Annotated in this window: 13 protein-coding genes; 3 read left to right on the plus strand and 10 right to left on the minus strand. The window is 59.2% G+C overall.

The window, feature by feature from the left end; genetic code table 11:
- Nucleotides 1-339 precede the first annotated feature (339 nt).
- Together QM685_RS25845 and QM685_RS25850 are read left to right on the plus strand one after the other, a co-directional pair.
- Complete coding sequence (locus tag QM685_RS25845; RefSeq protein ID WP_415120964.1) at nt 340-765, plus strand: tripartite tricarboxylate transporter TctB family protein; 426 nt, start codon at nt 340-342, stop codon at nt 763-765.
- An 8-nt stretch (nt 766-773) separates the two neighbouring features.
- Nucleotides 774-2,333, plus strand: a complete 1,560-nt coding sequence (locus tag QM685_RS25850; protein WP_415120769.1) for a tripartite tricarboxylate transporter permease — start codon at nt 774-776, stop codon at nt 2,331-2,333.
- 201 nt (nt 2,334-2,534) lie between these two features.
- On the opposite strand, the gene QM685_RS25855 is transcribed toward QM685_RS25850, so the two are convergent.
- From QM685_RS25855 to QM685_RS25900, 10 genes are all read right to left on the minus strand, one after another.
- On the minus strand, nt 2,535-3,530 hold the full coding sequence (locus QM685_RS25855) for a Bug family tripartite tricarboxylate transporter substrate binding protein (RefSeq protein WP_415120771.1): 996 nt from the start codon (nt 3,528-3,530) through the stop codon (nt 2,535-2,537).
- A 98-nt stretch (nt 3,531-3,628) separates the two neighbouring features.
- On the minus strand, nt 3,629-5,359 hold the full coding sequence (locus QM685_RS25860; protein ID WP_415120773.1) for an L-aspartate oxidase: 1,731 nt from the start codon (nt 5,357-5,359) through the stop codon (nt 3,629-3,631).
- Entirely contained in the window at nt 5,356-5,970 is a 615-nt protein-coding gene (locus QM685_RS25865; RefSeq protein ID WP_415120775.1) for a fumarate hydratase C-terminal domain-containing protein, read from the minus strand. The genes QM685_RS25860 and QM685_RS25865 overlap by 4 nt, the downstream gene beginning before the upstream one ends.
- Before the next feature lies 1 nt (nt 5,971).
- Nucleotides 5,972-6,847 carry a fumarate hydratase gene (locus QM685_RS25870; protein WP_415120777.1) on the minus strand — a complete coding sequence of 292 codons (876 nt, stop codon included), beginning with the start codon at nt 6,845-6,847 and terminating at the stop codon, nt 5,972-5,974.
- 78 nt (nt 6,848-6,925) lie between these two features.
- On the minus strand, nt 6,926-7,279 hold the full coding sequence (gene sdhC, locus QM685_RS25875; RefSeq protein ID WP_415120779.1) for a succinate dehydrogenase, cytochrome b556 subunit: 354 nt from the start codon (nt 7,277-7,279) through the stop codon (nt 6,926-6,928).
- Complete coding sequence (locus QM685_RS25880) at nt 7,279-7,626, minus strand: succinate dehydrogenase (protein ID WP_415120781.1); 348 nt, start codon at nt 7,624-7,626, stop codon at nt 7,279-7,281. The genes sdhC and QM685_RS25880 overlap by 1 nt, the downstream gene beginning before the upstream one ends.
- Nucleotides 7,626-8,342 carry a succinate dehydrogenase/fumarate reductase iron-sulfur subunit gene (locus QM685_RS25885; RefSeq protein ID WP_415120783.1) on the minus strand — a complete coding sequence of 239 codons (717 nt, stop codon included), beginning with the start codon at nt 8,340-8,342 and terminating at the stop codon, nt 7,626-7,628. Before QM685_RS25885 ends, QM685_RS25880 begins: the two co-directional genes overlap by 1 nt.
- A 115-nt stretch (nt 8,343-8,457) precedes the next feature.
- Nucleotides 8,458-9,720: a C4-dicarboxylate transporter DctA gene (gene dctA, locus QM685_RS25890; RefSeq protein WP_415120785.1), complete on the minus strand. Its 1,263-nt coding sequence runs from the start codon at nt 9,718-9,720 to the stop codon at nt 8,458-8,460.
- A gap of 162 nt (nt 9,721-9,882) precedes the next feature.
- Nucleotides 9,883-10,164: a UxaA family hydrolase gene (locus QM685_RS25895; RefSeq protein WP_415120787.1), complete on the minus strand. Its 282-nt coding sequence runs from the start codon at nt 10,162-10,164 to the stop codon at nt 9,883-9,885.
- 53 nt (nt 10,165-10,217) lie between these two features.
- On the minus strand, nt 10,218-11,009 hold the full coding sequence (locus QM685_RS25900; RefSeq protein ID WP_415120789.1) for a sulfite exporter TauE/SafE family protein: 792 nt from the start codon (nt 11,007-11,009) through the stop codon (nt 10,218-10,220).
- Between the two features lie 2 nt (nt 11,010-11,011).
- On the opposite strand from QM685_RS25900, the gene QM685_RS25905 reads away from it, so the two are divergent.
- The gene (locus tag QM685_RS25905) at nt 11,012-12,106 is read left to right on the plus strand and encodes a LysR family transcriptional regulator (RefSeq protein WP_415120791.1); all 1,095 of its coding nucleotides are present in this window, start codon (nt 11,012-11,014) and stop codon (nt 12,104-12,106) included.
- Nucleotides 12,107-12,118: the final 12 nt, after the last annotated feature.

The raw sequence follows: 12,118 nt of genomic DNA on the forward strand, positions 1-12,118 counted from the left end.
TTCTCGCGCATCGACGATGCGCCGACACCCATGTTTTCCCTGATGGCAATCAGAAGGCTAACACACTACATTGCGATTCATACATATGAGTTGTATGAGTATATCGAGCAGACCATGCTCTCCGCGGGCCGCGGGTCCGCGCCGGTTGTACAGCAGAATTCCATTCGTAATGCTTCTTTCGCCCAGCCACCACGCACGAGCCGGGCAACGTAGCTGACCCACGTACTCCCCAGACGTCATGCGCCGGGCTGCGCGCCGGCTGTCAATCGCTCCAGGCGGCGGAGGTGTGCATTGAACCGCGGACTTTCTTTCAGCAAGGATTACTACGCCGGCGCACTGATGGTCGTGATCGGCGTGAGTGCCGCGTACGCCGGCATGTCTTATGACGTTGGAACGTTGACGAGCATGGGGGCGGGTTTCTTCCCCGTAGCCGTGGGCACTCTTCTGGCTTTTGTCGGCATTCTGATTGCCACGCTGGCGAGGGATCTGCCCAAAGCGGCCTCCAACCCGACGGACCCGCATTCGCGACTGCCCGACCTGCGCGGCGCCGTCTGCATTATCGCGGGCACGCTGGCCTTCATCCTGATCGGCAAGTACGGCGGCCTGCTTCCCGCTACGTTCGCGATCGTGTTCATTTCCGCGCTCGGAGACCGAACCAATACCCTGTTTCGCGCAGCCGCGTTGTCGATCGTCATGTGCGCGATCGCCCTCGTTGTCTTCTCGTGGGCGCTAAAACTTCAGTTGGCGCCGTTTGCCTGGGGATAGTAAGCAACATGATCGAACAATCCTTGCATGACCTCCTTTACGGCTTCTCGGTTGCGCTTCAGGGCTCCAACCTGATGTGGTCGTTCTTCGGCGTCCTCGTGGGCAACATGGTAGGCGTGTTGCCGGGCATGGGGGCGCTTTCGGCGATTTCCATACTGCTGCCGCTTACCTATGTGATGCACCCGGTCCCGGCGATACTGATGCTCGCCGGTATTTTCTACGGATCACAATACGGCGGCGCGATCGGCGCCATTCTGCTCAATCTCCCGTCTCACCCTCCCCATGCGATTACCTGCCTCGACGGATATCCGATGGCGAAGGCAGGCAGAGGCGGCGCGGCGCTCGGCATCACGATGTTGAGTTCATTCTTTGCGGCGTCCACCGGTATCATCCTCATGATTTTCGCTTCTCCATTGCTCACCGCAATGGCATTCAAGTTCGGTCCCGCGGAAATCTTCTCGGTCATGTTGCTGGGTCTTCTCGCCGGCTCGACGATGTCGAGAGGCTCCGCGCTGAAGGGCGTAGCCATGACGCTTTTCGGCCTGCTTTGCGGCATGGTCGGCACCGATGTCAATACGGGCACGTTCCGCTTTACCTTTGGCCTGACCGACATGAACGATGGGCTTGAACTGGTCGCTATCGCCATGGGTCTCTTCGGTCTGGCCGATTTCCTTTGCAACGTCAACAGGATGCAGGTATCAGGCAAGTCGCTCAACGTGCGCTTCAAGGACATGCGTCCCACGCGCGAGGAACTCAAAGCCACGTTCTGGCCAATGACGCGAGGGACGGCCGTGGGCGCGCTGTTCGGGGCCATGCCGGGAACCGGCCCGACGATCACGACATTCGTCGCGTATGCGCTCGAGCGCAAGCTCTCGAAGCATCCCCAGGCATTCGGGACCGGCGTGATTGCTGGCGTCGCGGCACCCGAGGCGTCGTCGCACTCGAAAACACAGGTCGACTTCATCCCGACGATGAGCCTCGGCATACCCGGCGATCCGGTCATGGCGCTGATCCTGGGCGCGCTCATTATTCAGGGTATTACGCCCGGTCCGCAATTGATCTCCGAGCACCCGGATATCTTCTGGGGACTCATTGCGAGTTTCTGGATCGGGAATATCCTTCTCGTTCTGCTGAATGTGCCGATGATAGGCGTGTGGGTCAAATTGCTCAGGCTACCCTATCGCTATCTCTTTCCTTCCGCGATGTTCTTTATTGCGGTTGGCGTGTTCAGCACACAGAACAGCCTCTTCCAGGTGTGGCAGGTTCTGGCGTTCGGCCTTCTCGGCACCGTCTTCAACTACCTTGGCTTCTCGGTTGCGCCCATCCTGCTTGGCTTCGTCCTCGGACCGATGATCGAAGAGAACTTTCGCCGTGCGCTGCTGATCTCGCACGGGAATATGTCCATATTTATCGATCGGCCCATCAGTCTCGGATTCCTTGTCGCATCCCTGTTGCTCGTCGTGATGGTCACGTTGTCCGCACAGCGAAACCGCCGCCGCACGAACAAAGCGGAACGCGTAGGTCCGGGTGAATCACGCGCCGAAATGCCGAGGGCAAGCAGCGATTGATCCTTCGGTTCCTTCCAACGAATTCAACACCTGATCGCCGATCGATCGTGCGCTAACTTCAGCAAGGCCGCTGCGTTCGTGATGCGACGTCGAAGATCGGCCGGTGAAATGAAAAAGCCCGCCAGGATATTGCATCCGGCGGGCTTAAAGGAACCAGAACTGAAGGAACAACCGGGAGTCGGCTTTGCACCGCGCCGCACTTCAATTTGCAGTGATATGGCTCGTACTGACGACTTTTTGCCATTTCGCCGATTCGGAGGCGATCCTGCTCTGCAGTTGCTGAGGCGTGTCGCCCACCGGGTCCATACCGAGCACCGCCAGGCGTTGGCGAGTATCAGGCTGGGAAAGCACCTTCACGGTGTCTTGCTGAATCTTGTTGATGACGTTCGCAGGCGTACCGGCGGGCGCCACGAGTGCGAACCAGCCCGTCACATTGAAACCGGGCAGACCGGCTTCGCTCACCGTTGGAATATCGGGCCACGCGCCTGAACGACGGTCGCCGGTCACGGCGAGCACCTTGATCGTCTTGCCCTTCATGAAGGGCATGGCCGCGGCGATGTTCGGCAACACGACCTGTACGCGATCCGCCATCAGATCGTTCAGCGCAAGCACCTCGCCCTTATACGGCACGTGAACCATCGGAATGCCCGCCGCTCCCGCAAAGGCTTCATCGGCCATGTGAACCTGACTCCCGATGCCGGCCGAACCAAAGTTCAGTTTTGGATGTTGCGTTTTCCCATACGCAATCAGTTCTTTTACATTCGAAATGGGCAGAGACGGCGCAACGGCAACGACCATCGGATTACTTGCCACCGTCGTGATATAGCTGAAATCCTTGCCCGTATAAGGCAGCTTTTTGTAAATGTACTGGTTGACGGTGAACATGCTCCCCGAAGCCAGCATCAATGTGTAACCGTCAGGGGCGGACTTCGCCTCGACTTCAGCGGCGATCATGCCACCCGCACCCGGGCGATTGTCTATTATCACGGACTGCTTCCATAACATCCCCAATCCCTGGCCGATCGTGCGGGCCAGCACATCAGTCGAACCGCCTGCCGAAAAGGGAACGATGATCCGGATCGGCTGGGTGGGCCAGGCGTCTTCTGCATGAGCGATCGACTGCGTTTGCAGGACGGCGGAAAGCGCGGCGGCGAGCACCAGCCCGCGCCTGAGCGTACGAACGAGATTGGGGGGCATTATGTTGTCTCCGTTTGAAATAGGGTGGATCGGCGCGGGCTCGATTCAAGCTGGACCGCAAAGCAGTTTCTGGAAATGGGCTTGCCACGCGGCACCCCTCATTCCGCCATCTGCTCGCAAAGAATCGTCTCTCCCGGCCGTACCCGGCTAAATATCACTGGCTCCTGTTTGATCTCGACTTCTCCTTCACGTTTCTGAATCGTCGTGTAAGCGGACATCTCCAGATCGCCGGCCTCCGGAAAATCTTCGCGGAAGTGAGCGCCCCGAGAATTCTCGCGGGATATCGCCGCTTCAGTGATGATCTGGCTAACTGAAATCAGGTTCTTCAGGTTCAGCCAATCGTGCCACTGTGCGTTGAATGTGCGCGTGCCGTCCACGACACCGGTCAGCAACAGGCGTTCGTAAAGCTTGCCCAGGATCTTCCGTGCCCGCAACAGTCCGTCGCGATCGCGAATAATGCCGACATTCGTCCACATGCATTCATAGAGTGATTCGCGAATGTCCTCGAGGCCCTTTCCGTTTCTGGAAAATGGTGCTTCCGCATCCTTTATTGCGCCTTCGATGGCAAACGGATCGGGTTCCCGAAACTGACCTTGCGCTTTTACCCACTTCGCCATGTTGTCGCCCGCAATTCCACCGAATACCGTGGAATTCGCCACACCGTTGCCGCCCAGCCGATTCGCTCCGTGCACGCCACCGGTGTCCTCTCCCGCGGCGAAGAGGCCGCTGAGTTCGGTACTACAGTCGGTGCGGAACGTGACGCCGCCCATCATGTAGTGCGCGGTTGGCACCACTTCGACGAGCCCGCCCGCGAGATCGAACCCGCAGTCCGCGCAACGCTCCACCATGCCCTTGAACTGCTTTCGGACCTTGTCGGGGCCGAGATGGCTCATCTGGATGTACACCCCGCCATTGGGCGAAGTCCGCCCCGCGCGCATTTCAGAATAGATGCCGCGCGAAACGATGTCGCGCGTCGCGCGCTCGCCGCGCTTGTCATAGGTATCCATGAATCGCTCTTTCGAGCCATTCAACAATTGCCCGCCCGCACCGCGCAATCCTTCTTCGAGCACGGTTCCGGTCATACGCGTATGACTGCCGGCAAGCAGCCCCGTAGGATGAAACTGCACCATTTCCATATCGCGGAGCGTGAGGCCCGCGCGCAGCGCCATCGCGAGTCCGTCGCAACTCTTGTCCCCCGACGGCGTATGGAACTTGTACATCGTCGGACCGCCCCCCGTTGCGAGCAGTACCGCCCTCGCCTGCACGAATATGAACTTGCCGGTCCGCATGTCGATCATCAACACACCGGCGATGTGTTTGCCGTCGGCGGTTTTGATCAGTTCGACGGCTCTGTGCTCCTCGAGGCGGTTGATACCGCGGCTCCATACCTGCTCGGCCAGCCGGTTGATGATCTCGATTCCGGTCAGATCGCCCTTGTGGACTGTCCTGTCGAACGTCTGGCCCGCAAACGCTTTCTGATGAATCGACCCGTCGGGATTACGGTCGAAAAAGCAGCCGAGCTCGTTTTCGAGTTCGCGCACGCGCTCGACCGCCGTATTCACCAGTGCCCACGCAAGGTCCTGGTTGGCCAGCCATTTGCTCCCTTCGATCGTGTCCATGAAGTGACGCTCCACGGAATCACCCGGAGCCAGCGCGACGTTATAGCCGCCCTGCACCATGCGTGTGCAGCCGCATTTCCCGAGCAGCCCTTTCACCGCAACGGTGATCGAGAGGTCCGGCGCCTGCCCGTGCGCATGAAGCGCGGCAAACAGACCGGCGCCACCCGATCCCAGAATCAGGATATCCGTCCTGATGCGCTCGATATTCATCTTGCGTGTACTCCCAGACGTTCGAGCACTTCGGCTCGCCGCGCGGCGGTGTCGCCCTTGACTTCGTCGTACAGACTGCCGCCGTGGCTGTCCATGGCCACGAGCAGCGGACCGAAGCCCTTGATCCTGAATTTCCACAGCGACTCCGGATTGAGATCGTCCAGATCGACGGCTTCGATCTTCTCGATCCAGGTCGTTTCGAGCGCTGCGGTGCCACCGATGATTGCCAGGTAGACGCCGCCGAGATCCTGGAACGCCGACTTCGATCCTTCGCGCAGGCCGCCTTTTCCGACGATCATGCGCACGCCGTACTGTTCCATCAATGGGCGCGTGAAGCGCTCCATGCGGTCCGACGTGGTCGTGCCGATGCAGACCGGCTGATATCCCGCCGGGAATTCATCGCTCGGCGCGACCTTGCGCACGTTGGGCGCAGTGTGAATGACAGCGTGACCTCGAAGGTCGAATTCCGTCGTGCGCCCCTTGTCGAACAGATGGATCTGCGTCGCGTCGCGGATACCGAAAAGCGTCTGATGCAAGGTCACCGTATCGTTCACTCGCAACCTGCGGATCTGTGACTCGTCGACAGGCGTGTGGAGGTCATAGTGAGCCATTTCAGAATCCGTAAGTGAGACCGTCTGTGGTAAGCAGTGCCTTCGCACGCCGCGCGGAGTGACATTGCATGTTGACCGCAATGGGATTCATCGTGATGTGCGTCGACGCCAGTTCGATATGCACCGCAAACGCCGTGCTATCCCCCCCTAGACCTTGCGGGCCGACACCGAGACGGTTCACCGCATCAGTCAGTTCGCGTTCGAGGGCGGCGCCCTCGGAGTCCGCGCAGATGGTGCCGAGCGCGCGCGTCGCGGCGCGCTTGGCCAGCGCAATGGATAGATCGGAAGTGCCGCCGAGGCCGACGCCCACGATAGTCGGCGGACATGTCTTGCCGCCGGCGGAGATGACACAGTCGACGACGAATATCCTGATCGCATCGATACCCTCAGCCGGCACGGCCATCTTCAGGAACGAATTGTTCTCCGAACCGCTCCCTTTCGGCACCATCTCGATGGTCGCGGTCTCGTTCTCGTCCGTGAAGTCGACGTGAATGACGGGAACCTCGATGCCGCACGACGTGTGATTGTTCTTGCGTGTCAGCGGATGAACGACCGATGAACGCAGCGGGTGCTCCCTCGTCGCGCGTTCGCACCCTTTGCGGATCGCCGCCTTCAGCTCGAATCCGTCGAACTCGACGTTGCGGCCAAGCGCGACGTTGTATATGGGGATGCCCGTATCCTGACAAAGCAGGTTCTCGGTGTTCTCGGCCACGCGGATATTGGTCCGCATCGTCTCCAGGACCCGCTGCGCGACCGGAGACGTTTCCGTCACGGAAAGCCTTTCAATGCCATCTTTTACGTCGGGTGGGAGCAGCTTGAGGGCGCGGATATACAGCTCTTTCGAGGCTTCTTCGACGACGTCGAGGTCAAGTTTCATGGCCGTCTCTTCCGGATTGTTAAATTGGTAAAGCAGATTGTGGGGTTTTGGCGCAACGCGAATTCTCGAGACCCGGCGTTAATGAATGAGTGCGAGCAGGAATGCGAGACCCGTACAGGTACTCGCTCCTAAGCCGAAGGCGAGCCAGTTCTTCTTCAGGCCTGTCCATGGGAGGAATTCGATCAGCAGGAGACGAATACCCCCCATCATGTGAAGCGAGAGCAGAACCACGAGCCCCCACTCGCCAAACCTGAAAAGTGGCTGGTCGGTCAAACGAAGAAAGCCGTCGAGAGAAGCTTCTCCGGTAATGGCATGCCCGAGGGCCCAGAAGTGGACCGGCAGAAACAAGGCCAGCGCCAGACCGGACAGACGATGCACCATAAAGGCCCACCAGGCGGGATGCGCGCGGGCGCGATAGTCGTTCTTTCGCATCACGATACGACTCCGTAAACGGCCCGCAGACCCATCAACACGAGGCCGGCGGAAAATGCGAAACAGACGGCCCTCGCGGATTTTCCGCGCCAGTTCAACCACTCTTCCGCGATTCTGAGCAAACCGATAGGCACATGTATCGCGCACGAAATCACGAATATGGAATAGAAGCCGCCGAACCACAGATTGCCGCGAGTGCGGCCGAGGATGGCCGCTGCGCTCAAGCCGCCATGGACGGCGTAGATGACGACGCCCAGGTGAATGAACACGCAAAGCGCGAGTACGGTCGCGCTCATGCGCTGCCAGTACCAGAGATGAGCCTGGACGCGAAGAGACATGGCTTGCATTACAGGTCTCCTTCGCGGGCGGCCTTCATCGTCATCCGTTTGAGGCCGGCAATGCCGGCCGTCGGCGAAAGGTGCTTCGGACAACGCTCCGTGCACGTGCCCTGCGTGTGACACGAGTGACAGCCCGCATCGCCGGCCACGGCTCGCAGGCGCTCGAGCTTCTGCGTGTCGCGTTCGTCATTGACGAGTGTCCATGCCCGGTTCAGCGCGGCGGGACCCAGATAATCCGGACGCCAGGTCACGACGTCGCAAGACGAATAACACACGCCGCAACCGATGCACTCGATCCCCGCGTCCGCCGCCTTTCGTTGCGCGCTCTCGGGACTCACCCTGGCGAAATCTTCGTGGCGCGTGCGGTCTCCCGTAAATTGCCCCTTTGCCCGGCTCCACTTGTCGAAGAACGGGCTCATGTCGGTCACGAGATCCTTGATGACCGGCAGGTTCGACAGCGGCGCGATCTCCAGCTCGTTGTTCGCCGCGACTTTCGACACGTGCGTGCGGCACGTCCAGCGCGCCTTGCCGTTGACGTTCATCGCACAGGATCCGCACATGCCCACGCGGCACGCGAAGCGGTATGCGAGGTCGGGTTGCAGTTGCCGCTGAATGAACGTCACGACGTCCAGCACCGTCTGACTTTCGTAACGCGGTACGTCATAGGTAGCGAGCCCCCGGGTAGCACTTCTCCAGACTCTGACGCGAAGTTTGTCGGTATTCACGATGCCTCTCGAATAACTGCCGGCGCAGTACGATTGAACGGATTTCGTACATCGATTGTTCAGCAATTCTTCATCAAGAAAAATCGAATAATTCTGGCGTTCAGGCAAAGGTTTCCTATGCCTCGCCACGCACGCGCCGAAGCTTCAGCACGGTGGCCATTTGAGCGTTGTCGCGTTCCTTTTCGAGTCCGGAGACAACGAGCGTGGCGACGGCGTTTCCTATCATGTTCGTGACGGCCCGCACTTCGGAAATGAAGCGGTCCACGCCGAGAATGAGCGCCGCGCCTTCAATGGGAATCTGTTTGAACGCCGTGAGCGTGGCCAACAACGTGACGAATCCGGCGCCCGATACGCCGGCCGCGCCTTTCGAGCTGATCATCGAAAGCACCATCAGCGATATCTGATCGACCCATGACAGCGGCACGTTGTACGCCTGAGCGATGAAAATGGCGCAGATGACCTGGGCGACGCAGGTCCCGTCGAGGTTGAACGAGTAGCCCATTGGCATCACGATACCGACGACCTGCTTCGGACAGCCCATGGCTTCGAGCTTGCGGATCAACTGCGGGAACACGGATTCAGACGACGTCGTGGCAAGGACGAGAAGAATTTCTCCCTTCAGATAATTGAGCAATCGAAGCAGCCTGAAACCGCTCATCCGGCAGATGGTTCCCAGCACGACCACGAGGAAAAAGATTGTTGCCAGATAGATCGTCACGAGCAGCATGCCGAGCGAATTCAATGCGGACAGTCCATATTTCCCGACTGCAAAGCCCATCGCCCCCAACGCACCGAGCGGCGCGAGCTTCATGATGAAGCCGACAATCTTGAAAAGGACCTCCGACACCGACTCGAAGAACGCCAGGGCCGGCTGTCCCTTCTCGCCGATATAGGACAATCCAACCGCGAATAAACAGGCGATCACGACGATCTGAAGCATGTCGCCCGAAGCAAAGGGACTCAGGAAACTCGAAGGGATGATGTTGAGAAAAAAGCCCGTGAGGCCGCCACCGTGATGCATTTCCGTCTGAAATTGCGCCAACACATGAACATCGGCTGTCCCCGGCTGGATATTCATGCCGACACCGGGCCCGATCAGGTTCACCATCAACATTCCGATGAGTAAGGCCAGCGTGGTCACAACCTCGAAATAGATGATGGTTTTGCCCGCGATCCGGCCCAACGTCCGCATTTCGCCGATCTGCGAAGCGCCACATACGATCGTGGTGAAGATCAATGGCGGCGTAATCATCTTGATCAGACGGATGAACACGTCGGACAGCGGCTTCAATGACTGGGCGAACGTCGGAAAAAAGTGGCCGGCAGCGATCCCGATCAGGACCTGCACATAGATGTGTCTGAAAAGACGACGCAACATGGTGTCTCCTTGATCTCACCTCGCATCGCGTGCATGCGACCTCGGTAAGAAAGATGCCGGATCGCGCAGACCCGGCACGCTGACCAGTTGTGGCAACGACGTGGAGATCGCCTCTGCCGGGCGGATGGTTCCATGTCGTCCATGCGTTCAGGAATGAGCGCCTTACCAGCGCTTCGTCCGGATGTTGTGAACGTGAGCATGTTCCCCCGTCCGGATAGGGGCCACGACCTTGCCGATGTCGATGCCGTACTTGTAGACGGTGTCGCCCACGGCCATGTCCTTGAGCGCCACCTTGTGACCAATCGGAATGTCCTGCTGGGCGACGACCGTAACCACCTCGTCGTCATCCATGATCCAGGCATGCAACATCACCCCCGCGTCAATGCCTTCCACCACGGCAACGCCAACCGTGTCTTCGCGCTCATGCAATACCGCGTGAATCATTGTCTACTCCCTGTTTGAGTCGAACCGGATGCGAATCGGCAGGCGCCACCGCCCTAACCGAACAAGGCAGGCGCGGAACGAACGATCAAATTGACTGCCGCGACGATAAGGACGATCCAGAGCAGCGTCAGCACACGCGGCGCCGAAATGGCGCTGCGCAGCCGCGCCCCCGAGAACAACCCCACCGCGCCACAAGGCAACAGAAAGCTGGCGAGCGGCAGAACAGCAGGGTTTTTATAGAGTCCGGAAGCCGTGAAGAGAATGAGCCGCGCGACAGCCGTTACGGTAATGAGTGTGCTGATCGTTGCGCGCCGCTGGTCGGGATCGCGCAGACGACCGGTCAGATAAATCGTATAGACGGGTCCGCCGGTACCAAACACTGCGGTCAGGCATCCCCCAAAGAAGCCCAATGGAGGAGCCCAGCGCCCGCCTATCTCGCGAAACTCGCCGCGGGAAGCGACCCGCCAGAGCGAATAGATCAGCAGGCATACGCCGAGAAGGAGCTCGAGCGGCTTTTCCGGCACATACACCAGTACGCTGACGCCCAGCAGAAGCCCGATGCACAGCCATGGCCCGAGCCTCTTCAGCTCCTGTGTCTGAACGGACTGAAGATTGCGCATGCCCACGAGCATCCCGGCGACGAGGTCCAGTACCAGCATCACCGGTGTTGCCGTGCGCAGGGGAACCAGTTGCGTCAGCAATGGTATGGCAACGATGGACGAACCAAAACCGGTCAGCCCGTACACCAGATACGCGATCGCCACGACGCCTCCCGCGATTGCGATCGAACTGACACCGATTCCGATGGCGCACGCAGCGATGTGCGCATTTAACCAGGCTGTCATTGATGAAGGCCTCGGTGCGACTTTCAGTGTTGTGGGGAGATGTGGGCAATGCGCTTACGGCACCGTTCCTGAAATTTCGGCCGTATTGTTGCCTCGATTGTCGCGCGCGGCTTGCTAAAGATAAATGCAGTAATGGTTTTCCTGAGACCAGGAAATACTTTAGGTTGCGTATTATTTTGGGTATCGAATCGAGCAGGTCTTCTGCGCAAACGCGAACAATGCCATCCATTCGCACCTTAAAAATATTTCTCTCGGTCGCTCGATGTGGCACCTTTGCCGCCGCCGGCAACAAGGTTGGCCTCACTGCTGCTGCAATCGGCCTTCAAATCCGGACACTCGAAAGCGATCTCAACGTTCAGCTTTTTGACCGCAATGCGAGAGCCGCGGTGCTCAATCCGGTTGGCCGCGCCCTCATTCCCGAAATCGAGGAAATCGTTCGCCGTTACGAGCTTCTCGCGGTCGCCGCCGGCGGCGGCGAAATGTCGGGAACGGTCGTGATAGGCGCACTCGTCTCCGCGCTCATGGGTGCGTTCGCGGACGCGTTGTGGTCGATACGTCGGCAGCATCCTCGCCTGGATGTGCATCTGCTCGCGGGCATGTCCAGCGATTTCGCGCATCAGGTCGAAGTCGGCGAGCTGGATGCGGCGGTCGTCACCCAGTCACCGCACCCATTGGCATCCACGCTTCTTTGGACACCGCTGTATTCCGAACCGATGATTCTCATCATGCCGACCGCCCCGCACTTCGATTTGCCGCCGGAGCAGGATGAAATCCTCCGCAATGCGCCGTTCATGCGCTTTGACCGCAGTACATGGACCGGCCATCTCGTGCAGAACGTGCTCGATCAATGCAAGGTCGAAGTCAACGAGGCCATGGAACTGAACTCCGTCGAAGCAATCGTCGCGCTGGTGCGTCAGGGCTTCGGCATTTCGATTGTTCCTAAACTCGCGAACGTCGATTTCGACAACGATCGCGCAATCAGCGTCAGGTCGCTGGATGGCGTCGACGTACGGCGTCACGTGGGACTGCTCGAACGCGTCAAGCATAGCCGTACCGCGTTCACTGGTGCGATCAAGAGCTATTTCACCGCGAAATAGTTAGCGCCACCC

Origin of the sequence: Paraburkholderia sp. (assembly GCF_047605525.1) — a bacterium.
Taxonomy (GTDB): Bacteria; Pseudomonadota; Gammaproteobacteria; order Burkholderiales; family Burkholderiaceae; genus Paraburkholderia.

Bases quoted from the DNA above. Each gene is read 5' to 3' on its own strand.
- QM685_RS25845 (WP_415120964.1), top strand. From the start codon at position 340: ATGGTCGTGATCGGCGTGAGTGCCGCGTACGCCGGCATGTCTTATGAC.
- QM685_RS25850 (WP_415120769.1), top strand. From the start codon at position 774: ATGATCGAACAATCCTTGCATGACCTCCTTTACGGCTTCTCGGTTGCG.
- QM685_RS25855 (WP_415120771.1), bottom strand. From the start codon at position 3,530: ATGCCCCCCAATCTCGTTCGTACGCTCAGGCGCGGGCTGGTGCTCGCC.
- QM685_RS25860 (WP_415120773.1), bottom strand. From the start codon at position 5,359: ATGAATATCGAGCGCATCAGGACGGATATCCTGATTCTGGGATCGGGT.
- QM685_RS25865 (WP_415120775.1), bottom strand. From the start codon at position 5,970: ATGGCTCACTATGACCTCCACACGCCTGTCGACGAGTCACAGATCCGC.
- QM685_RS25870 (WP_415120777.1), bottom strand. From the start codon at position 6,847: ATGAAACTTGACCTCGACGTCGTCGAAGAAGCCTCGAAAGAGCTGTAT.
- sdhC (WP_415120779.1), bottom strand. From the start codon at position 7,279: ATGCGAAAGAACGACTATCGCGCCCGCGCGCATCCCGCCTGGTGGGCC.
- QM685_RS25880 (WP_415120781.1), bottom strand. From the start codon at position 7,626: ATGCAAGCCATGTCTCTTCGCGTCCAGGCTCATCTCTGGTACTGGCAG.
- dctA (WP_415120785.1), bottom strand. From the start codon at position 9,720: ATGTTGCGTCGTCTTTTCAGACACATCTATGTGCAGGTCCTGATCGGG.
- QM685_RS25895 (WP_415120787.1), bottom strand. From the start codon at position 10,164: ATGATTCACGCGGTATTGCATGAGCGCGAAGACACGGTTGGCGTTGCC.
- QM685_RS25900 (WP_415120789.1), bottom strand. From the start codon at position 11,009: ATGACAGCCTGGTTAAATGCGCACATCGCTGCGTGCGCCATCGGAATC.
- QM685_RS25905 (WP_415120791.1), top strand. From the start codon at position 11,012: ATGAAGGCCTCGGTGCGACTTTCAGTGTTGTGGGGAGATGTGGGCAAT.